This window comes from Emticicia sp. CRIBPO (assembly GCF_009905725.1).
Taxonomy (GTDB): domain Bacteria; phylum Bacteroidota; class Bacteroidia; order Cytophagales; family Spirosomataceae; genus Leadbetterella.
The window spans coordinates 62,658-84,194 of sequence record NZ_JAAAKV010000001.1; the positions used below are offsets into that span (position 1 = coordinate 62,658).

General features: G+C 42.7%; 21 protein-coding genes and 1 tRNA gene. 13 read left to right on the forward strand and 9 right to left on the reverse strand.

The annotated features are described in order from the left end of the window. The first annotated feature begins 48 nt into the window (after positions 1–48). Positions 49–570 carry a DinB family protein gene (locus tag GVN16_RS00275; protein WP_166561831.1) on the forward strand — a complete coding sequence of 174 codons (522 nt, stop codon included), beginning with the start codon at positions 49–51 and terminating at the stop codon, positions 568–570. Between the two features lie 84 nt (positions 571–654). Beyond that, positions 655–2,334, forward strand: a complete 1,680-nt coding sequence (locus GVN16_RS00280) for a serine hydrolase (RefSeq protein ID WP_166561832.1) — start codon at positions 655–657, stop codon at positions 2,332–2,334. Between the two features lie 53 nt (positions 2,335–2,387). Here GVN16_RS00280 and GVN16_RS00285 read toward each other — a convergent pair whose 3' ends face one another. Next, positions 2,388–3,221: a M48 family metallopeptidase gene (locus tag GVN16_RS00285; RefSeq protein WP_166561833.1), complete on the reverse strand. Its 834-nt coding sequence runs from the start codon at positions 3,219–3,221 to the stop codon at positions 2,388–2,390. A gap of 103 nt (positions 3,222–3,324) precedes the next feature. On the opposite strand from GVN16_RS00285, the gene GVN16_RS00290 reads away from it, so the two are divergent. From GVN16_RS00290 to GVN16_RS00330, 9 genes are all read left to right on the forward strand, one after another. Continuing rightward, a complete protein-coding gene (locus tag GVN16_RS00290; protein ID WP_166561834.1) occupies positions 3,325–3,933 on the forward strand; it encodes a fumarylacetoacetate hydrolase family protein in 609 nt (202 codons plus the stop codon). 6 nt (positions 3,934–3,939) lie between these two features. Further along, the gene (locus tag GVN16_RS00295; RefSeq protein WP_166561835.1) at positions 3,940–5,844 is read left to right on the forward strand and encodes a M23 family metallopeptidase; all 1,905 of its coding nucleotides are present in this window, start codon (positions 3,940–3,942) and stop codon (positions 5,842–5,844) included. Between the two features lie 6 nt (positions 5,845–5,850). Beyond that, complete coding sequence (gene bcp, locus GVN16_RS00300) at positions 5,851–6,297, forward strand: thioredoxin-dependent thiol peroxidase (protein WP_166561836.1); 447 nt, start codon at positions 5,851–5,853, stop codon at positions 6,295–6,297. A 120-nt stretch (positions 6,298–6,417) separates the two neighbouring features. Further along, positions 6,418–7,284 (forward strand): ion transporter, encoded by an 867-nt coding sequence (locus GVN16_RS00305; RefSeq protein WP_166561837.1) that lies wholly within the window; start codon positions 6,418–6,420, stop codon positions 7,282–7,284. Positions 7,285–7,442: 158 nt separating this feature from the next. Continuing rightward, a complete protein-coding gene (locus GVN16_RS00310; RefSeq protein ID WP_166561838.1) occupies positions 7,443–8,309 on the forward strand; it encodes a transketolase in 867 nt (288 codons plus the stop codon). A gap of 21 nt (positions 8,310–8,330) precedes the next feature. Beyond that, complete coding sequence (locus GVN16_RS00315) at positions 8,331–9,284, forward strand: transketolase family protein (protein ID WP_166561839.1); 954 nt, start codon at positions 8,331–8,333, stop codon at positions 9,282–9,284. A gap of 50 nt (positions 9,285–9,334) precedes the next feature. Continuing rightward, positions 9,335–9,880 carry an RNA polymerase sigma factor gene (locus GVN16_RS00320; protein WP_166561840.1) on the forward strand — a complete coding sequence of 182 codons (546 nt, stop codon included), beginning with the start codon at positions 9,335–9,337 and terminating at the stop codon, positions 9,878–9,880. 45 nt (positions 9,881–9,925) lie between these two features. After that, positions 9,926–10,417 carry a hypothetical protein gene (locus tag GVN16_RS00325; RefSeq protein WP_166561841.1) on the forward strand — a complete coding sequence of 164 codons (492 nt, stop codon included), beginning with the start codon at positions 9,926–9,928 and terminating at the stop codon, positions 10,415–10,417. 12 nt (positions 10,418–10,429) lie between these two features. Then, positions 10,430–10,873 carry a hypothetical protein gene (locus GVN16_RS00330; protein WP_166561842.1) on the forward strand — a complete coding sequence of 148 codons (444 nt, stop codon included), beginning with the start codon at positions 10,430–10,432 and terminating at the stop codon, positions 10,871–10,873. Positions 10,874–10,893: 20 nt separating this feature from the next. Here the strand turns inward: GVN16_RS00330 and GVN16_RS00335 are convergent, their stop codons facing one another. The 8 genes from GVN16_RS00335 to GVN16_RS00370 all read right to left on the reverse strand — a co-directional run bounded on the left by GVN16_RS00335 (position 10,894) and on the right by GVN16_RS00370 (position 20,187). Continuing rightward, positions 10,894–11,349, reverse strand: a complete 456-nt coding sequence (locus tag GVN16_RS00335; protein ID WP_166561843.1) for a DUF4920 domain-containing protein — start codon at positions 11,347–11,349, stop codon at positions 10,894–10,896. Positions 11,350–11,359: 10 nt separating this feature from the next. Continuing rightward, complete coding sequence (locus GVN16_RS00340; RefSeq protein ID WP_166561844.1) at positions 11,360–14,812, reverse strand: gliding motility-associated C-terminal domain-containing protein; 3,453 nt, start codon at positions 14,810–14,812, stop codon at positions 11,360–11,362. 100 nt (positions 14,813–14,912) lie between these two features. Next, positions 14,913–15,536 (reverse strand): ABC transporter ATP-binding protein, encoded by a 624-nt coding sequence (locus GVN16_RS00345; protein ID WP_166561845.1) that lies wholly within the window; start codon positions 15,534–15,536, stop codon positions 14,913–14,915. A 2-nt stretch (positions 15,537–15,538) separates the two neighbouring features. Continuing rightward, positions 15,539–16,330 (reverse strand): acyl-ACP--UDP-N-acetylglucosamine O-acyltransferase, encoded by a 792-nt coding sequence (lpxA, locus tag GVN16_RS00350; RefSeq protein ID WP_166561846.1) that lies wholly within the window; start codon positions 16,328–16,330, stop codon positions 15,539–15,541. Positions 16,331–16,344: 14 nt separating this feature from the next. After that, entirely contained in the window at positions 16,345–17,742 is a 1,398-nt protein-coding gene (locus tag GVN16_RS00355; RefSeq protein WP_166561847.1) for a bifunctional UDP-3-O-[3-hydroxymyristoyl] N-acetylglucosamine deacetylase/3-hydroxyacyl-ACP dehydratase, read from the reverse strand. 27 nt (positions 17,743–17,769) lie between these two features. After that, entirely contained in the window at positions 17,770–18,786 is a 1,017-nt protein-coding gene (lpxD, locus tag GVN16_RS00360; protein ID WP_166561848.1) for a UDP-3-O-(3-hydroxymyristoyl)glucosamine N-acyltransferase, read from the reverse strand. A 40-nt stretch (positions 18,787–18,826) separates the two neighbouring features. Continuing rightward, positions 18,827–20,056 (reverse strand): HD domain-containing protein, encoded by a 1,230-nt coding sequence (locus GVN16_RS00365; protein WP_166561849.1) that lies wholly within the window; start codon positions 20,054–20,056, stop codon positions 18,827–18,829. 57 nt (positions 20,057–20,113) lie between these two features. After that, a tRNA-Ile gene (locus GVN16_RS00370) sits at positions 20,114–20,187 on the reverse strand. A gap of 279 nt (positions 20,188–20,466) precedes the next feature. Here GVN16_RS00370 and GVN16_RS00375 point away from each other — a divergent pair. Next, the gene (locus GVN16_RS00375; RefSeq protein WP_166561850.1) at positions 20,467–21,042 is read left to right on the forward strand and encodes a YeeE/YedE family protein; all 576 of its coding nucleotides are present in this window, start codon (positions 20,467–20,469) and stop codon (positions 21,040–21,042) included. Position 21,043: 1 nt separating this feature from the next. Beyond that, the gene (locus tag GVN16_RS00380) at positions 21,044–21,532 is read left to right on the forward strand and encodes a DUF6691 family protein (RefSeq protein ID WP_166561851.1); all 489 of its coding nucleotides are present in this window, start codon (positions 21,044–21,046) and stop codon (positions 21,530–21,532) included. The last annotated feature ends 5 nt before the right edge of the window (positions 21,533–21,537 follow it).

A 21,537-nucleotide genomic window follows, 5' to 3' on the forward strand; every position in this document is an offset into this window, starting at 1 on the left:
TCTTAATTTCGGTTATTAAGTCAAACCAGGAGTACAAATATAAATCTTATGTCAAAAAACTCACTTGAAGTATGGCTTCGCGGACCACTTGAAGGCATACCCCCCTTGCTGCAACCTGCCGCCCATGCTTTGCTTCAGGCCCAGGAAGAACTGAATCTGCTGTTGGTTGATTTTGACGAAACCTATCTTTGGGAAAGACCTTCAGGATTGGCCTCGGTTGCTTTTCATCTGCAACATTTATCCGGAGTACTGGACAGACTTTTTACCTATGCCGACGGCCATTTACTGAATCCTGAACAACTGGCCGATCTGGCGAAAGAAAATGAGGCGTTTATTGAATGTATGAATGCTGAACATCTGCTTTCCAGGTTCAATAAACAGATAGAGAAATCAATGGAGTACCTGAAAAATGTGGATCAGGATACCCTGACGGAGGTCAGAGGTGTAGGAAGAAACCAGATACCATCTACCAAATTGGGATTGCTGTTCCACGCGGCCGAACATACCATGCGGCATTTAGGGCAGCTGCTGGTAACAATAAGGGTCCTGAATCCGGGCATTAAGCAATAATCTTCTGTATCCGGCTCCAGGTTTTGCGGGTAAATGACGGGCAAATGACGTTAAAATGAGAGGATGCATCTGTTAAATTGCACCATGAAAAATCAACATATGTCGCTTTACCTGGCCTCTTTTTTTCTTCTTTTTCTGGGAATTGAAACCCCTGGTTTTGCTTCAAAAAACAATCCTGATTCACTGGAAATAAAGATTGATGCCATTCTCAAAAACTTTATTGGAAAAGACCGCCCCGGTGCTACAATCGGCATCATAGACCACGGCAGGCTGGTATATCAGAAGGGTTACGGGATGGCAGACCTCGAAAAGAAAATACCGAATCACCCTGATGTGATGTATAAAATTGCCTCGGTCAGTAAACAGTTTACCGCTACTGCCGTTTCACAATTGATCAGACAAAATAAGCTTTCTCTGCATGATGATATCCGTACCTATATTCCGGAGTTTCCGGATTATGGCAAGCGTATTTCTGTCAGCCATCTGCTGTATCATACCAGCGGAATCCGTGATTATATGGTCCTGATGTGGCTGACAGGCAAGAGTTTTGAAGAACCGTTTTTAAACCGGGACGCACTTGAGATCATTAACAGGCAAGGCTCTCTGAACTTTACACCCGGTCAACGCTGCGTTTACAGCAATTCCAACTACATTTTACTGGCAGAAATCATCAAAAGGATCACCGGAAGATCTTTAAGCGACTATGCTGACGAAAACATCTTTAAAGGACTGAAAATGAAGCAATCTGGGTTTGAAAGCTACAAAATTCCCGGCAATCACACGCTGGCAATAAGTTATAAAAAGAATGAAAACAAGTACAGGTCATACCGGAATGGCAATCACGCCACCGGCGACGGCGGAATGTCGACAACGCTGAATGACCTGATCAAATGGGATCAGGAATTTTACGACAGCACTTCCGTTAACCAGGATATCCTGAAAAGAGGGGCATTAGAAAGCGGCAACATTTTAAGTTACGGAAGAGGCATAATGTTCAATACTTACAGGACACAGTCCGTGCAAACACATCCCGGGGCTTTTTTAGGTTACAGATCTGAGATACTCCGCTTCCCGAAACTACAGATCTCTGTCATTCTGTTAGGCAATTCTGACGAAATTAATCCGGAAGAGATTACCAGGAAAATTGCTGATATTTACGTTTTTAAGGATAAAATGGACCTCTCAAATGACGAAAATCCACCAAGTACTCTTCCTGTTTCATATAAGGCCTTCACAGGAAAATATGAGGTCGCTCTAAATCTTTTCATTGATATCCGGGAAGAAAATAACCAGATGATTGGCCAGGTAGGCGGACAAGCTGCACAAACACTATATCATGAAGCCGGAAATACTTTTAAAATCGGCAATACAAACGACAAAGCTGTTTTCAAGACCGATTCTTCAGGAAAAGTATTCCAGCTGAATATCGTTCAGGGCCAGGGAACTACCAAAGCAGTAAAACTCGGGTTTGCTTCAGGAGAGGTGCTCGGTCAGTTTGCAGGAACGTATTACAGTGACGAACAAAAAGCCTCGTATGTGTTTGATATTCAGGACGGAGCCTTGTGGTTTAAAACAGGTACAAACCCCGGAGTGAAAGCAGAGATCATTATTAAATACGATGTTTGTTATTTCAGTTATCAGAACCTGGAGCGGGCCACCATTAAATTCAGCAGGGGTGACACAGGCAGGATAACCGGTTTTACGCTCAGTTCAGGGAGGGTCTCCGGTTTAAAATTTGAGAAGAAACAGAGATCAATACCATAAAAAGAGGGCTATCATTGAAAAATGACAGCCCTCTCTTCTAAAACACTACTTTATTACTTATTGGCATAAGCACTGTAATATTTCATCGCTTTATCCATGTTTTTCTGAAGACTGGCAATCCTGTCTGCATCTGCAGGGTGAGTAGAAAGCAGCTTAGGCGGCTTAGAAGAATTTTTACCGGCCTCAGCCATTCTCTGCCAGAAAGCTACCGCTTCGTTAGGATTATATCCCGCCATAGCCATAAAGATCAAACCCAGCTGATCGGCTTCAGATTCCTGTTTACGGCTGTTAGGCAAAACACCGCCTACTGTGGTTCCGATACCAAGTACCTGTCCCGCAAGGTTCATCAGTCTTTCATCACCGGTAGCTACTCCCGTAGCAAGGGCTCCGATCTGCGTAAAACCTTGTGCCACCATGGCATTGCTCATCCTTTCGCGTCCGTGCTCTGCAATCGCGTGGGCAATTTCATGACCCATCACCACCGCTACACCATCTTCTCCCTTACAAACGGGTAAGATACCGGTATAGAAACAAACTTTTCCACCAGGCATACACCAGGCGTTAACTTCCTTGCTTTCCACCAGTTTAAATTCCCATTGATATCCGTTAATGATGTGACTGTAGTTGTTCTGGATCAGGTAATCTTCCACCGCTTTTTTGATACGGCCCCCAACCCTGGTAATCATTTCAGCATCCCTGTTTTTATAAGGGACTACCTTTGAAGAGTCCATAAACCCTTTGTACTCAGTAAAGCTCATAGCCATCATTTGCTCTCCCGAAACCATACCGACGAATTGTTTACGGTTGGTTAACGGAACTCGCTGACAGGCAATAATTGTGGTGACCAGTGCGATCGCAGTTAAGAGAATTCTTGTTTGTGTTTTCATTTTATATGGTTTATTAATTTACAAATTAAACGATAATACATCAGATTAATTGAGTCTTTTAAAACCTTTAGACTTATTTTTGCAGAAAAAGTATCACAGTCTTATGAAAATATTAGCCGTCGGGCGTAATTATGCCGAGCATATCAAGGAATTAAGTAATGAGAAACCGGACGAACCGGTTATTTTTTCAAAACCTGAAACAGCATTGCTTAAAAACAATGAACCGTTTTATTACCCTGACTTCTCTACCGACATTCATCATGAAGTGGAAGTAGTGATCAAAATCTCTAAAATGGGTAAAAATATTGAAGAGCAGTTTGCTCATAAATATTATGAGGAAATCGGCCTGGGGATTGACTTCACCGCCAGGGATATCCAGAGCAAACTGAAGAGCAAAGGCCTTCCCTGGGACCTGGCTAAGGGTTTTAACGACTCTGCCCCTGTTTCTGAGTTTGTTTCCAAATCAGATTATGACTTGTCAAATCTTAATTTCTCGCTGGACATCAACGGGGAAAGAAAGCAAACCGGAAATACGTCTTTGATGCTTTTTTCGTTTGACTATCTGATAAGCTTTATTTCCAGGTACTTTACCCTGAAAACCGGCGACCTTATATTTACAGGAACTCCGAGCGGTGTTTCTCCCGTTAAAACAGGTGACCACCTCACCGGTCATTTAGAAAATAAATTAATGTTTGACTTTGAAGTGAAATAGTTGTTGATGGTAAGATTAAAGTTAGTTTTAGTATTATTTTTTGTTATAAAAGGAATCACAGCCTCCGGACAACAAAAAGAACAGAATCCATTTTCCAAAGGATATTTTATCCTGCCCATTGCTCCGGGAGAGATCACCTCTCTGTCAGGTTGTTATGGTGATATAAGAATCAACCATTTTCATGCAGGCCTTGATGTCAGGACAGGCGGCGTGGAAGGTAAAAGTGTTTACGCTGCTGCTGAAGGGTATGTATCCCGCATTAAAGTCATGAAAGGCGGATATGGCAATGCCCTGTACATCACCCATCCGAACGGCTTAACCACCGTTTATGCCCACCTCAAAGAATACGCGGATACAATCGGCGTGTATTTGAGAGCAAAACAATACCAGGCCCGGTCATGGGAACTGGACATTGAACTCAAACCGGATGAAATCCCGGTGAAGAAAGGTCAGCTGGTAGCCATTTCCGGCAATACGGGTGGATCTGCAGGCCCGCACCTGCATTTTGAAATCAGGGACAAAGAAGAAAATGCACTGGATCCTGCCATGTTCGGGTTTTATGAAATCAGGGACGTGCTCCCTCCTACCATTGAGCTGATCAGCCTGAAATGTGTCTCCAAAGACGCCAGAATCAACGGAAAATTCGGTATATTTAATTTCTATCCGGTCAGAGGAAAAGGCGGGAAAGTCTCCTTACCGAAAAGGATCGAGGCTGTCGGGGAAATAGCGATGGAAGTACTGACTTTCGACAAAGCCCAGAACACACCCTTCAGACTCGGTGTCAAGCAGATTGACCTGAGTGTGGATGAAGAAAGTGTGTACAGATTCAGGCTTGAAAAAATGTCATTTGAGCATAAAATGGATATGAATGCACACGTCAACTATGATAAACTGATATCCAAAGGGCAGAAAATACATAAATGTTATGTTGAACCTAACGTTTCCAATGATTTCTATATAACCAATGCCACCAAAGGAACCTTCACCATCGAGCCCGGTAAAAACAGGAAGGTGTCACTGAGTGTGAGGGATGTATTCGATAATGTGTCAGAGCTGGATTTCGTGATCAATGGTGCGGCAATTGCTGAAAATACAGTATCAGAAACAGTGATTGCCGGAAAGAAGCCACTGACGGTGAGTACAGAGATTTATGATCATTACCTGATCATCAAGGCTAACGGCACACAAAGAGAAACCAATATGGCCTATCTGAACAATAAAGGCAAGATAACGGCATTACCGCTGGCCTATCAGACTGGTTTGGAAAAAGTATTTATTTATGATTTCAGAGAAGGCCTGATAGAAAGTTTTAAGATTGAAGACCTGAATATGCCGGTTTCGGTTACCCACAGGGTGTCGCCGAAAAACACGAAAGTGAAAGAAGAAAGCTTCTCCGCCGATTTCAGCGGGGCTACTTACGGCGAAGTATTTCTTAACCTGGCGACTTATGGAAACGAACTTTTGCTGGACAGGGACTACATTCCTCTGAAAAAACCGGCAGAAGTGAAATGGAAAACCACCATGCCGCTTAATTTCCCAGAAAAACAGAAAGTGTATATCAAAGGGGCAAAACCTAAATACGTGGGAGGAACCTGGGCCGGCAATGAGATTTCATTTGATGCCAAAGAACTCGGAACTTACCAGATCCTTACCGATTTTGACCCGCCATACATCACAAAGAAAATTGTGACGCCGGATAAACTGGTCTTTGTCGTTTCAGATGGCCTGTCGGGCATCAAAGAAATCAAATGCCTGGTGGATAATGAATGGATACTGATGAACTATGAATATAAAAACGGGTACATTTGGTCAGAAAAGTTGGATAATTCAAAACCTTTTAGTGGTAAAGTGGAGTTATCCATTACAGACAACTGTAACAATGTCCAGATTTTCGAAACCAATCTTAATTAAAAATTAATGACCCCTCAGATAGGAAAACCGGCTCCTTTGTTTGAAGCCCAGAACCAGGATGGCGAGACCATAAAACTCTCGGACTTTCTAGGTAAAAAAGTAGTGCTGTACTTTTATCCGAAAGACAGCACACCCAAATGTACAGACCAGGCCTGTAACCTTCGCGACAACTATGATGCATTGCTTGCCAAAGGCATGGTAGTGATAGGCGTAAGTGCGGACAGTGCCAAATCACATAAAAAATTCATTAAGAAATATGAATTGCCGTTCGACCTGCTGGTTGACGAAGAGCATGAACTTTGTGAAAAATACGGGGTCTGGGTTGAAAAAAGCATGTATGGTAAAAAATTCATGGGTGTTTTCAGAACCACTTTCGTGATTGATGAAAAAGGTATCATTACCGAAATCATCGACAAGATTGATGCGAACGATCATGCCAATCAGATCATGTAAATCGTAAATGACCATATGAAAAGCAGCATCTTCTGATGCTGCTTTTTTTGTTTACACCAAAGAGTTTCTGAAAATCTCTGAAAAAATATGTAATTTGAAAATCTACTATCTTTTAGTCACATGAAAATAAGTTTTGACAGCCAGGACCTGAAACAGAAACCTGATAAGTTAAGCCCTTTCAGGGAGCGGTTGCACGAAATCATTTTTGAAGCAGAAACACCCCAGGGTAAGCTGTTCGACGTCATTTTACTGGTAATGATCCTCCTGAGCATATTGGTGCTGATGCTGGAAACGGTGCCTTCTTACCAGGCCAGGTGGCAGGACGAGTTTAAAGTACTGGACTGGACCTTTACCGTGTTTTTCACGATTGAATACCTGCTCAGGCTGTATTGTGTCTACAGTCCCAAAAGATATGTTATCAGCTTTTTTGGCATTATCGACCTGGTCTCGATCCTGCCCAGTTATCTCAGCATATTTTTCCCTGGCACACAATCGCTGATGATTGTCAGGGGTTTAAGGTTGCTGAGGGTTTTCAGGATATTTAAGCTGGATAATTTCCTTCACCAGGGCAATGTCATCGTAGCAGCTTTAAAATCAAGCCGTACCAAGATTTCCATCTTCATGTTTTTTGTACTTTTACTGGTTAACATCTTCGGTTCGGTCATGTACCTGGTCGAACATGAAGTCAATGAAGGGTTCAACAGCATACCCAGGGGTATTTACTGGTCTATTGTGACCATCACCACGGTAGGTTACGGCGACATCTCTCCTGTTACTCCCCTGGGCCAGATGATTGCTTCTGTGATCATGATCATGGGTTATGCCATTATTGCTGTTCCGACAGGTATTGTGACCTCTGCGGTCATGAATGCCGATAAACCGGAGAAAAGTACATCGGAGGCATGCATCAATTGCGGGAAGGACGGACATGATCATAATGCCGTTTATTGTAAGTTTTGCGGACATCATCTGAACGAAAGGAGATAAATCCGGGTCTTCATCATGCCATACATCGCTTCGAAATATAAAATTATCACCAAAAGCACTGATTATCTTCTCTTTTCTACGGATTGGATTTTTCTAACTCTGCAAAAAATGGTAGTTTTGCAGTAATTTCTAATTAATCATAAACATACATATATTAAATGCAGACCAAAGAACTACAGGACATTGCCTCACAAGTCAGACGAGACATTGTTAGAATGGTGCACGGGTGTAAATCCGGTCATCCGGGAGGATCGCTCGGATGTACAGATTTGTTGGTAGCCCTTTATTTTCAACAAATGAAAGTAAGTAACCGTAAAGGAAAAGGCGGGTATATTTCATTTAAAATGAACGGTGCAGACGAGGATTTATTCTTTTTATCCAATGGACACATTTCTCCTGTTTTTTATTCGGTTCTGGCAAGAAAAGGATATTTTGGTGTTGAAGAATTAGCCACTTTCAGAAAAATCAACTCAAGACTGCAAGGTCACCCGACCACCCACGAGCACCTTCCGGGTATCCGTGTGGCTTCAGGTTCTTTAGGACAAGGCTTGTCGGTAGCTATCGGAGCGGCCCTGGCTAAAAAGCTTGATGGTGATGATAAACTGGTTTATTGCTTAATGGGTGATGGCGAGCAGCAGGAAGGACAGATCTGGGAAGCAGCCCAGTTTGCCCCGCATCATAAAGTGGATAACCTGATCGCTGTGATCGACTTAAACGGTCAGCAGATTGACGGAGCCACCAAGGACGTCATGTCAAACCGTGACCTGAAAGCCAAATACAAAGCTTTCGGATGGAATGTGATGGAAATCGCTAACGGTAATGATATGGATGCTGTGATAGCCGGATTAAGAAAAGCCAAAAGACTGACTGGCAAAGGCCAGCCGGTGATGATCTTAATGAAAACCGAGATGGGTGCCGGAGTAGACTTTATGATGGGTAGCCACAAATGGCACGGTGTAGCTCCGAACGACGAGCAACTGGCTGCAGCCCTGGCTCAGCTTCCTGAAACCCTTGGTGATTATTAATTAACAAAGAAGTCGAAAATCATGAAAAAATATACGTTCACAGAGAAAAAAGATACACGTTCGGGATTTGGTGATGCCATGACCGAACTTGGAGAATCACATCCCAATGTTGTAGCCCTATGTGCCGACCTTGTAGGATCACTGAAAATTGCTCCGTTCATTAAAAACCACCCTGAAAGATTTATCCAGACAGGTATTGCCGAAGCCAACATGATCGGTATAGCCTCAGGTCTGGCGATCGGTGGTAAAATTCCTTATGCTACTACCTTTGCCAATTTCGGCTCGGGCCGTGTTTATGACCAGATCCGTCAGTCGGTAGCTTATTCAGATAAAAACGTGAAGATCGCCGTATCACATGCAGGCTTAACCCTTGGGGAAGACGGTGCCACCCACCAGATCCTTGAAGACCTTGCGATGATGCGTGCCATGCCCAATATGACGGTTATCAATCCATGTGATTATAACCAGACCAAAGCAGCAACCATTGCTATTGCTGATCACGAAGGTCCTGTATACCTGAGATTCGGCAGACCGGTTGTTCCCGTATTTACGCCTGCGGACCAGAAATTTGAAATAGGTAAAGCCTGGATGGTTAACGAAGGAAAAGACGTGAGTATCATTGCTACAGGCCACCTGGTATGGGAAGCCATCAAAGCCGGTGAAATCCTGGAAGAAAAAGGCATTGACGCTGAAATCATCAACATACACACCATCAAACCACTTGATACGGCAGCCATCCTGAAGAGTGTCAAGAAGACAAAATGTGTGGTAACCTGTGAAGAACACCAGGCTAACGGAGGATTGGGAGACGCTGTAGCTCAGACTTTGTCTCAGAACTTTTTAGCTCCTCAGGAGTATATTGCAGTGAAAGATTCATTTGGCGAGTCGGGTGTTCCTGAAGACCTGATGGCAAAATACGGTTTAACAGCTGAGCACATCGTTGAAGCTGTTCTGAAAGTAATTTCAAGAAAATAATAAACTTTTAAGATCCCGGGACTTCTGTTTCCGGGATCTTTTTTTTATCCATGAAAGATGAACAGATCATAGAGCTTCTTTTAAATCCGGAAACACAAAACCGGGCATTTGAGGCTATACTAAAGACATACAAGGAAAAAATTTACTATCACGTCCGCAAAATCGTGATCGATCATGATGATGCCGACGACGTGACCCAGGAGAGTTTCATCAAAATCTGGAAAAACCTCGACAAATTCAGAGGGGACTCGAAACTCTATACCTGGCTTTACAGGATCGCGACCAACGAGGCCCTGACGTTTCTGCAGAAGAAAAGAAAGGAAAATTCAGTGTCTATCGATGATAACGAGCAGTTACTTTCAATTTTCGAAGCTCCCCAGAGCAATGAATACCTCAACGGCGACGAGATTCAGATCAAGTTGCAAAAAGCCTTGCTGCAGCTCACAGACAAACAGAGAGTGGTGTTTAACTTAAAATATTTTGAGGATTTGAAATACGAGGAAATTTCAGAGATCACTGAAACCAGTGTGGGTGGTCTGAAGGCTACTTATCACTTTGCAGTGAAAAGAATTGAAGAATTTCTTAAAACAAATTAAACCTTTTGTGTTTTAAACTGTCAAATTACCAAAGCAGGATTAATTATGAACTTAGAAGACAATAAGACCGGACATCCCTTTAAAACACCCGACAATTACTTTGAAGAGATGGAAAGCCGTATCCTTAGTGAGGTCAGCTTACGTGGAATAGAGGCCCCTTTCAAGGTCAAAGAGGATTTCTTCAGTAAAATGGAAAAAGAAATTCTGGCCAGGACCACGGAAGAAGCCAAGCCGCTAACGGTGACGTATAAAAAGAGCAGTTTCAAGGGTATTTACAGAATGGCAGCAGGCTTCCTGATGTTTTTTGGCCTTGGACTGGGATATTATTACTATTCGTCTGACAACGTAAAAATTGATGACCTCAGTAATGATGAGATGGTGGCTTACCTGGAGTACCAGTCGATCAGTTCAAGTGAAATTGCCGGTTTTTTAGAGCCGGATGCATTTGATAATAAAGATATCCTGCCTGAGGATCTGGAGATACATGAAAGTGACATCTTCCTGGAATCCGATGCAAAAATCGTTAAAAGTATTTAATTTAAACTAAAAATGAAAAAAATAACATTTTTGGCCTTATTATTCTCCACCTTCAGTGTCTTCTCTTTTGCACAGAAAAGAGGTGATCATCCGGGGGGAGAAAGAGTAAAAGCCGTAAAAATTGGAATGATCACCGAACAACTTCAGCTATCCGAATCACAGGCTGAGAAGTTCTGGCCCGTTTACAATGCCTATTCCGATGAACGCATGCTGATCAACCGCCAGATAAGAGAAAAGACAAAACGTGCAGCCAATACCGGCGTTTCTGATGAAGAGGTTTTAAAGCAACAGGATGAGGTTCTGGAATTGAAGTCGAAAGAAATTGAACTGGTAAAACAATACAGGGCGAGTTTTCTGAAAGTAATTACAGCCAAGCAATATGCTGATTTACTGGAAACCGAGAGGAAATTTAACCAGATGTTGATGGAGAAGTTAAAAGAAAGGGGTAAAAATTAATTTTACCCCTTTTTTTATGATTATTTTTTCGGAACCAGTACACCGTTCGCTACAAAAACGATGTCTGTTCTCGGTGTCGTAATTTTACTGATTTCCTCTTCGGTTTTACCGGCTTTTTTCGCTGCAGTCTGCTGATCTTCCACACTGACTACTTTTGTACCCGGCTCACCTTCGAAAACTACTTTTCTGCCTGCAATATCCGTAGGGACAAAAAAACCATAGTCTTTGAATGAAACCCTTACCGTTTTTCCGTCAGCCGTCTTAACTTTCATCCAGCAGCCCGCCATCTGGCAAACCGATTCAACTTCACCTTCCAGTTTAAGATTCTTTTTCTCCAGCGTACCTGATTCTTCTACCAGGACTTTAGCCGGAAGGGCATCTTTATCTGAGATTTTTTCTCCGAATGATTCATATTTCTGGGCCTGGGCCAAAAAACCAAATGCCGCTAAAACTAATGTAAAAAGTGTTTTTTTCATGATAAAGTGTTCATTTTATTACCTTCAGCCAACCTTTACAGGCTTTTCCGTCAGGCAGATTCAATAAATAATAATAGGTGCCCGGCACAGCATTCTTTCCCCAGTTGTTCTCATACTCCTGGGTATTTAGAATAATTCTACCCCAAGCGTCGTAAATTTGCAACTTTATTCCCGGAAATCCAACTACAAAAGAATCATTTTTACCATCATTATTGGGAGTTATCACATTGGGAATCAGACCGTCGTATTTACTGAGGTCTATATTCTTTTGTATCGTAAACTCACAGCCCAGGGCACTGTAGGCTTTCAGGGTAACCTGGTATACTTTGTCTTCCCTTGCCTGGTAATTTCGTACAGATTCCGTATTGAAACGTTCTCCGGAATCCATCAGCCATTCGAACTTTGAGGCGGAGCTTCCGGTCAGGTTATTGAAATTAATGACGGAAGGTTTATTGCAGTCAAATTCATAAGCCACCTCAAAATCGGGTTTGACTGAGCTGTCAATGCTTACAAGCACCTCTTTTTTAGGTTTACAACCATCTTTATAAAAACCCTGAACGGTATAAGTGCTTGTTTTTGAAGGCCTGATCAGGATGCTGTTTTTTACAGAGTCGGCCATTCCGGCAGAAGACCAGACAAATCTATCGGCCAGCCCGCTTGCCGTCAGCAAAACAGAACTGCCGGAACATATCTGTTTGTTTTCAGACACTTTGAAATCGGCCTTGGTATCTTCTACCTTGATGTTCACTTCTCTTTTCACTGTACACTCGGAATTACTGATGGTTACCTCGTAAATAACCGACTGCTGTACATTGGCTGTCGGATTGGCGATATTGGGATCCGACAAGCCGGTAGCCGGAGCCCATTTATAGGTGTCTCCGCCAGTAGCACCCAACTGAACCAATGCCCCGGTACAAATCGTTGTATCCCCTTTGGCAGAGCTGTTAAAAGATTTTACCCGAATAAACCGCGTAGTGGAGTCAGTGGCTTTGCAAATGACGTTATTGAAAGCCTTGAGTTTAATGGCATAATACCCTGAGTCCGAAAAAACATAATTGATATGCTCTGAAGTAGAGATGGCTTTATCATTTATTTTCCACTGGTAGGTAACAGCCCCCACACTTTTATTGTCAAAAGTCACTTTGGCCGGGGCACAAAGCTCAGGCATATTGACCAGTGTTCCGCTGGTCAGGTTAAATTTGGCAAGCAGTGCATCAATATTGAACTTAAAAGCAGCCATATTACAGTTGGAGTTGTTATGATTGCTCTGAACAGCATTTTTCAAAGGGAATTCCACAAAATTACCCGCTTTACAGACACAGGCTGAATGATAAATGATGCCATTCTTATCAAAACGGCAGGTTCCTCCGTCCAGGTGATCGCCACGCTCATCCTCTGCCACAGGTGGGGCATTGGACCCGAAAAAGGTACCATAAAGCAAAGACTTAAAATTCTTTTCAAAAATAGCAATGTAGTAGTTACTTCCGGTCGTGGTGGATTTGAAGGCATCCCTGGTAACCGGCAAGCCAGTCGTGGTGCTGAATTCATTGTATCCGTTACCTACATTCACTTTTCCACCCCACCCGGCCACATAGATATTGCCGCAGTCATTCACCAGGAAAGCAGTGGGAACAATGTCGATCCTGCCGTTACCCCTGCCGGTACCGAAAACAGAAGAAAAAATAGTTTTAGACAACTGATTGTCAAGACAATGTATAAACTGTCCGCTTCGCTGGTTACTGTAAACACCGGAACTGACGGGATAGCTTCCGGTGGTTAATCCAAAAACATAAACGTTGCTTTCCTTGTCAATATCGAGCAATAAGGCAATGTCTGAATTGGGGGTTCCCAGGTAGGTTTTGGATATTATTTTCCCGTCGGCTATTTTGACAACAAATCCCTCCATTTCTCCTCCGAAGTCTTTTTTGTAGGCTGATGCCGTCGGGCCGAAATCTTTACTCTTCGTGCCCCCGCAGACAAATATCTCTCCTTTACTGTTCACCCTTATGCCGTATCCGGCGTCGTAATCATTTCCACCGATATAGGTACTGAATTCAAGGGCCGAGCAGTCTCCGTTTAATCTGAAGGTCACAGCATCGTAAAAAGAATGGATTGGTCCGCTTGAATTGACCAGGGGGAAATTTTCGGAGCTGGTGACCGAAGCCACATAAATCTTGTCGTCTTTGTCTACATACACCTCACCCCGGAATTCGTCTCCATAGTTCCTGATAGACAATACCCTGTGGTCATTTAAGCCGTCGTTTCCCGAACCACCGACATAGGTGCTTCCCAGTATCTTTTTACCATCCTCGCTGATGAGTGTCACAAAAATATCAGATCCTGCGAGGTAACTGATTCCTGTAGTATTCTGGGGTTCGCTGACCGTTACCCCTCCGTTGTATGTTTTATCGTAGCCATTTGATGACGTCGGGAAATTGATGGAAGAGGTGGTCCCAAAAACCACAAGCTGGTCTTTTGAATTGACGATCAGGCTGTGAGGCACTTCCGACTCCTGCCCTCCCAGAAATGTCGAATAGAGTATTTTACTACCGTCGTCTGAATATTTTATAATGACAATGTCTGTTCTTGACAACAGCCCTCCCCCTCCTGAGGCCCCGCCCAGTTTTTCCTGTAGTGAACCCGCAGTAACAGGGAAATTCGGCCCGAAAACAGTGCCTGCAGCGTACAAATTACCTTTGGAGTCATAAGTGGCCGTATGAGACCAGTTGTCGGAAGCAGAGCCAGAATACGTGGAAAAAACCAGCTCAGGATCAATGATGAGTTCTTTTGATTTATCATATTCTCCCAATTCAAAATAAACAGCCCCGTCGCTCATTTTGAACCGCGACCTGACCTGTCTTTTCTGATCCCCGGATTTCTGATAAGTAAAAGGTTCGAATTCCTTAAAATGGCCGAAGGCCGTTTTGAGGTGTAATTCTCTATTCAGCACTTCAACCGACGAAGCTCCCTGGTAATTCAACCTTATTTTCCCGGGATCACCATTAGCTTTGACGATGTATTCATACTTAAGGGCCTGATCAAGACTGTAAATCCTGAAATCTATGTTTTCGAAAACATTTCTGATGTAAATTTCCTTGTAGGCTTTCACACCCGCTCTCCATCTTGAGGCATCATTACCAAGAAAGTAGTTAAAGGTCTGTTCTTCGGGTGAAGACGCAATGACATTGGAAGCACTTAAAGAGGCATTGAAAGAAAAAGCTATTTTCTGGGAATTGATGAGGGAGGACGTGGTTCTGAGTTGATCGGCTTTATCTTGTTTGTTTTTGTTTCTGAGATGGTCAAGTTGCCTGGTGTCATAAAGCAGGTATTCAAGGCCTTTCGGAGTAATGCAAAGGTAGCCTCCGGGGATATCTGCTTTGTAGAGAATACTGTCTTCCCACTGCCCTTCATTCCTTACAAACAAATATTTGTCGAGAGGATGAGAAGCGAAAAGTTTCGGCAAAAAAAGTAAGCTAAAAACCAGAATATTTATAAATATTTTTCGACTCATAAATAATTGACCAGTATTCGATGTAAAACAAATTTAATCGAAATAATCAAAATTATGGTTTAAAATCTAAAACATTTAGGGTTTCTACGCAAAATTGGTATTCCTTGGGTTCGTTGGAAGAAACAATGATGATACGGTCTGCTGAAAATTGCTCAATCAGGCCGAGATACCAGTCAAAACCGGTGTGATCAAGGTTGGAAGTGGGTTCATCGAGATAGAGGATCTCAGAATCAGAATAAAAGGCTAAACCCAATTTTAGCCTTTGTTTCATTCCGGATGAAAAGTTTTTAAGTTGCTTGGAGGTGTGTTTTTGTAGTAGTATAGATTCAAGAAACTCTTCTGTTGTTATCTTTTTTCTGAAAGGCTTGAACCTGACGTGAAACTCAACGGCTTCTTTCAGAGAAAATTCTTCTATCAGTTCCATATAAGGAGAGGCGATAGAAAACCTCTTATACCATGTTTCTTCCTCAAGCGGTACATTATTTTCAAAATACTGTACCTGGCCTTCGTTGACCGGAATAATTCCCCCGATGGCCTGGATGAAAGTAGATTTGCCTGAGCCGTTAGGCCCGACGACAGCATAAGACCGATTTGATTGAAAGGAAAAACTCAAATTCCTGAAAATCCATTCGTTTTTAAACTTCTTGCCAATATTTTCAAGCTTTACCTCAAACAAGATCAGTCTTCGAATTTTGAATTTCCGGTTTTGATAATACCTCTTTCTGAATTGCGGATAAAATTGATGATCTCATCTCTTTCTGCCGTAGCCGACATTTCCAGTTCAATTTTAGCGATAGCAGCTGAATTATTCAACCCTCTCAGGTAAATAGCCCTGTAGATTTCCTGAATCTCTTCAATTTTTTCATTGGTAAAGCCTCTCCTTCTCAAACCGATAGAATTGACACCACCATAAGAGATTGGTTCTCTGGCGGCTTTTACAAATGGGGGAACGTCTTTTCTCACCAATGATCCTCCGGCAATCATCGCATGATTTCCGATTTTTACAAACTGGTGCACCGCACTTGTTCCGCCGATAAATACATGGTCACCAATGGTGATGTGTCCTGCCAGCTGAACTGTATTGGCCAGAATAACGTGGTCACCGATGATACAGTCGTGGGCAATGTGCACGTAGGCCATCACCAGGCAATTAGCCCCTACCACCGTTTTGTCTTTGTCGACAGTTCCGCGGTTGATGGTCACACATTCCCTGATGGTAGTGTTATCACCGATTTCCGTGATGGAATATTCACCTTTGAATTTTAAATCCTGAGGAACGGCAGAGATTACTGCACCAGGAAAAATCCTGCAGTTTTTCCCTATTCTTGCCCCTTCAAATATGGTTACGTTGGGCCCGATCCAGGTACCCTCTCCTATTTCAACGTCTTTACTTATTACTGAAAACGGCTCAATTACTACGTTCTGAGCTATTTTTGCCTCTGGATGAATATACGCCAAAGGTTGATTCATATGATGTATTGATTTTAGTTATTAATAGCTTTTTTTACTAGTCTTGCTGTCATATCTACCGAACAAACAAGGCTTTTACCTACCCAGGCCTCACCGTGCATTTTAGCAACACCCAGTCTTATAGGGGCTAAAAGTACACATCTGATCACTATGGTATCTCCCGGTATTACATTTTTATAGAACCTGCAATTGTCAATTCCCACCAGGTATGGCCAGTATTTCTCAGGCTCTCCTGTCGATGTCAGTACCAGTACACCGCCGGTCTGAGCAATGGCTTCCACCTGAAGAACACCGGGCATCACAGGATTGTTCGGAAAGTGTCCTGTAAAATGCGGTTCATTCATGGTTACATTCTTGATGCCTACCACGGTTGTACCATCCAGTGAAACAACTTTGTCAATGAGCTGGAACGGGTATCTGTGGGGTAACAGACACGAAATTTCATTTATATTCAGTACAGGTTCTGCTTCCGGATCGAAATAAGGGGCAGAATTGCTGATCTCCTTGATTTTCTTCTTTATTTTTTTAGCCAGCTCCACATTTGACTTGTGACCCGGACGGGCAGCCAGAATATGGGCTTTTAAAGGGCGTCCTACCAAAGCTAAATCACCTACCAGGTCAAGCAGCTTATGTCTTGCAGGTTCGTTATTGAATTTAAGCGGCTCGTCATTTACGATGCCTGACTGACCGATCTTCAATGAAGGTTTATTGAGCAATTTAGCCAGTTCGCTGACCTTTTCATCTGTCATTTCTTCTTCAGAAATAACGATGGCGTTGCTGGTGTCTCCACCTTTGATCAGGCCTGCTTTGTAAAGAGCCTCAAGTTCATGAACAAAAACAAAAGTCCTGCAAGGGGCTATATGCTCTTTAAATAACGTTAATTCATGCAATTGTGCGTGCTGGCTGTGCAAAACTTTTGAATTATAATCGACCATCACCGTCAGACGGTAGTCGTCCAAAGGCAGAGCTGCCAGCTCAATATTGTTGTCCTCGTCTTTGTAATGAATGGCCTCAGGTATTTCGAAATAGTTTCTGAGTGCATTTTGCTCCACAATCCCGGCTTTTTCCAGCAGCTCTACAAAAAGCAAAGCACTGCCGTCGAGAATCGGAATTTCTGGACCATCGATTTCAATCAGTACGTTGTCTACCTGGATACCGACAATGGCTGCCAGGATATGCTCGGTAGTGTGTACCCTGACGCCGTCTTTTGAAAGGACAGTACCTCTGGAAGTATCTACGACGTAATCAACATCAGCAGGAATAATAGGTTTACCTTCAATATCCACCCTTTGAAAGACAATACCATGGTTTATCGGGGCAGGAACGATGCTTAACGTTACAAACTCTCCTGTATGTAACCCAACACCTGAAACCGAGACTTTCTCTTTTATGCTGTGTTGCTTTAAATTCATTAGATTTCTTTTTAGTTCTTACTTAATTTAATTTTGGGATGCCTGGTTGTTTTTCATGAAGTCATGAAGTCTCCGGATACTGACTATTGACTTGAGATAATCCTGGATCGGCAGAACCGGCGAACCTGAAAACGACTGATTAGGTTCGTTGATATTTTTTCCTATTCCTGACTGTGCACCAATTTTAGTGCCATCCGCTATTTTTATGTGACCTACGATGCCAACCTGTCCTGCGATAACACAATTTTTTCCGATCTTGGTAGATCCTGCCACGCCGGTCTGAGCAGCGATCACGGTATTTTCACCGATTTCCACATTGTGGGCAATCTGTATCAGGTTGTCAAGTTTTACACCTCTTTTGATCAGTGTAGAGCCCATAGTGGCCCTGTCGATGGTGGTATTGGAACCGATACTTACATTAGATTCGAGTACGACATTTCCGATCTGAGGAATATCCTGGTAGGTGCCGTCATCTTTAGGGGCAAAACCAAAACCGTCGGATCCGATCACACAGCCGCTGTGCAAAACACAGTGGTCGCCTACCACACAATTGTCCAAAACTTTTACACCCGAATTGATGATGGTATTTTTACCGATCTTAACGTTCTTGCCGATGAAGACCTGAGGCATAATGACCGTATTTTCTCCTATAGACGCATATTCAGAAATATAGCTGAAGGCCCCGACAAATATATCTTTTCCTATCTCAGCTGTTTTGGCGATGAAACTGGGTTCTTCAATACCGCTTTTTCTGACCTGGATAATTTTCTGATATTCCGTCATCAGGCTGGAAATAGCCAGATAAGGGTTTTCAACAAGAATAAGGCTGGCCGACACCTGGCCTTTAGGAACAAAATCTTTGGCTATGATGACCGCAGTAGCCTGCGTTTCATAAAGAAACTGTTCATACTTGGGATTGGAAAGAAAGGTTATGCCCCCGCTTTCGCCTTCTTCAATTTTATTGAATTTATAAATATTTAAAGAATCATCCCCAAGGACTTCCCCGTTGACAAGATTTGCTATTTGACGGATAGTGAACTGCATATTTTTTTAAAAAGCATGTAAATTGTAGCGTAGAATATTCCTACAAATATACATCATTGGCATAACAAAGGTAATTTTTTTTAACAATATTACTTAAAGCTTTTATAGTTGGGAGGTCAGAAGCTTCTGAAACGTCAATAATCTGCCTGTTTTTTGTCAGAATATTGATATTTGAGTTTTTCGGAAAATACCCGCTGTTGCTGATCGATCCCTCATAAAAATAGTACTTCATTTCGTCTTCAGGAATGTTATTCAGCCGCAGTTTCTCTTTATAACCAATAGTATCATTTTCAGATTGATAGTCCATTCCTATGTTGATTTTAAATAGCCGGCGGCGGATCAGGTTTTTTGACAATTGTGAGAGAATATGATCCTCGCTGAACTGCCATTTTTTGATCGCGTACCAAATATCTATGTCGTCAAGTAATACGAAACTTTTCAGATATTTATTATCAGAAACGAAATCTTCAAGGCTTACTTTGTTGATAATAAAGGTTTCCAGGCATCCGGGGATTTCAACCGGAAGGTTTTCCTGCTGCAGAAACCTTACCCTTTCAAATATCCTGATCAGCATCGATTCTGCACAGATGGCCGTCTTGTGCAGGTAAACCTGCCAATACATAAGTCTTCTTGCGTTAAGAAAGTTCTCCACACTGAGCAATCCCTTCTCTTCGACCACCAGTTGATTGTCTACGACATGCAACATTTTGATGATCCTGTCTACACCCACCTTACCTTCAGCCACCCCTGTAAAGAAGCTGTCCCTGTTAAGGTAATCCATCCTGTCCATGTCCAGCTGAGAAGAAATCAGCTGATGAAAGAAAGGACGTTCGTAAGTTCCGTTGAACATTTTAATAGCCAAACCCAGCCGGCCGTCAAATTGTTTATCAAGTTCCTCCATTAACAGCTCAGAAATCTTCTCGTGGTTGATCTGATCCAGGATCACATATTCAAGAACATGCGAAAACGGTCCGTGGCCGATGTCGTGCAGAAGTACGGCAATCTGTACGGCTTCTTTTTCAATATCCATCACCATCAGCCCTTTGGATTGCAGGGTCGTAATAGCCTGGCCCATGAGGTGCATGGCACCCAAAGCATGTTGAAAACGGGTATGAATAGCTCCCGGATAAACCAGTTCGGCCATCCCGAGTTGTTTGATTCGTCTTAAACGCTGAAAATAAGGATGTTCAATGAGTTCGTAGATAAGATCAGAAGGTATGGTAACAAAACCATAGACCGGGTCATTGAATATTTTTCGCTTGTTAGTCAAAATATGATAACAATAAAGAGGAATAAAGAAAAAAAGGAGGCAAAAACCTCCTTTTTGTGGGCCCACCTGGGATCGAACCAGGCACCTACTGATTATGAGTCAGTTGCTCTAACCGAATGAGCTATAGGCCCTGCTTTAAAAAGCGATGCAAAGGTAGCTCTAAATCATGATTTTCCAAAATTCTGATTAAGAAATTGTTATTTCTAATTGCTAAAGATTGATATTTAGAACTTTATAAACTGCTTTTTTTAAGTGTTCAGTGTCATTATTGCATAAAGTACTATAGCCGGGGCGTTTCTGTCAGGGCACACCTTTATTCACAAGCCGTTTCTTCTACTTTATTCCGAAAAAAATCTGTCAATTGAATTATTCTTCCTAATTTAGTTGTTATCAAAAAAACTATATACTATATGGATTTTATAGATTTAATAAGACAACCATGGCCCTGGTATATAGCCGGACCGATCATCGGCTTGACCGTGCCTGCATTATTGATTTTAGGGAATAAGTCGTTCGGGATTTCTTCCTCCCTCCGGCATATGTGTGCGGCCATTATACCTTCCAATATTCCTTTCTTTAAATACGACTGGAAAAAAGAGTCATGGAACCTGGTTTTTGTGTTGGGCATCGCGATCGGTGGTTTTCTGGGTGCTCAGTTTTTATCTGACCCCAATGAAATTGTGATCGCCGAGTCTACAAAGTCTGATCTGCAGGCACTTGGTCTGACTACTTTCAGCGGCCTTATGCCTTCCGAATTATTCGGCACAGATCACATTTTTTCCCTGAGAGGGTTGATCTTTCTTGTCCTGGGCGGATTCCTGGTAGGATTCGGAACCAGGTATGCCGGTGGCTGTACTTCGGGACACTCCATCATGGGTCTTTCCAACCTTCAGTGGCCTTCACTGGTGGCTACCATCAGTTTTATGGTGGGTGGCATCCTGATGACCAACGTTCTCTTTCCATTCATATTTAAACTCATTTTCTAAGATGCCATCTGCTATTGTCAATAAGGAAATTAAACACGATGATGATGTTCAAAACACTCAGAGTGTATCGGAAACCGCTTTTTCCAATCTGAAATACCTTGTGGTAGGTATTCTTTTCGGAATTGTATTTTTAAAAGCCGAGATTATCTCCTGGTACAGAATCCAGGAAATGTTCAGGTTCCAGAGTTTTCATATGTACGGTGTGATAGGAAGTGCCGTGGCTACCGGGCTTATTTCCCTGCTGATCATCAGGAAATTTAATATAAAAACCATCTCCGGAGAATCCATTTCTGTTATCCCGAAAGTGTTTGACAAAGGGCAGATTTTCGGAGGACTGGCCTTTGGTTTGGGCTGGGCCATCACAGGGGCCTGTCCTGGCCCGCTATATGCACAAATCGGCAGTGGATACCTGGCTGTCATTGTTACCCTGCTGAGTGCCGTTGCCGGAACATGGTTCTATGGCCTGATCAGGAATAAACTGCCGCATTAACCAGG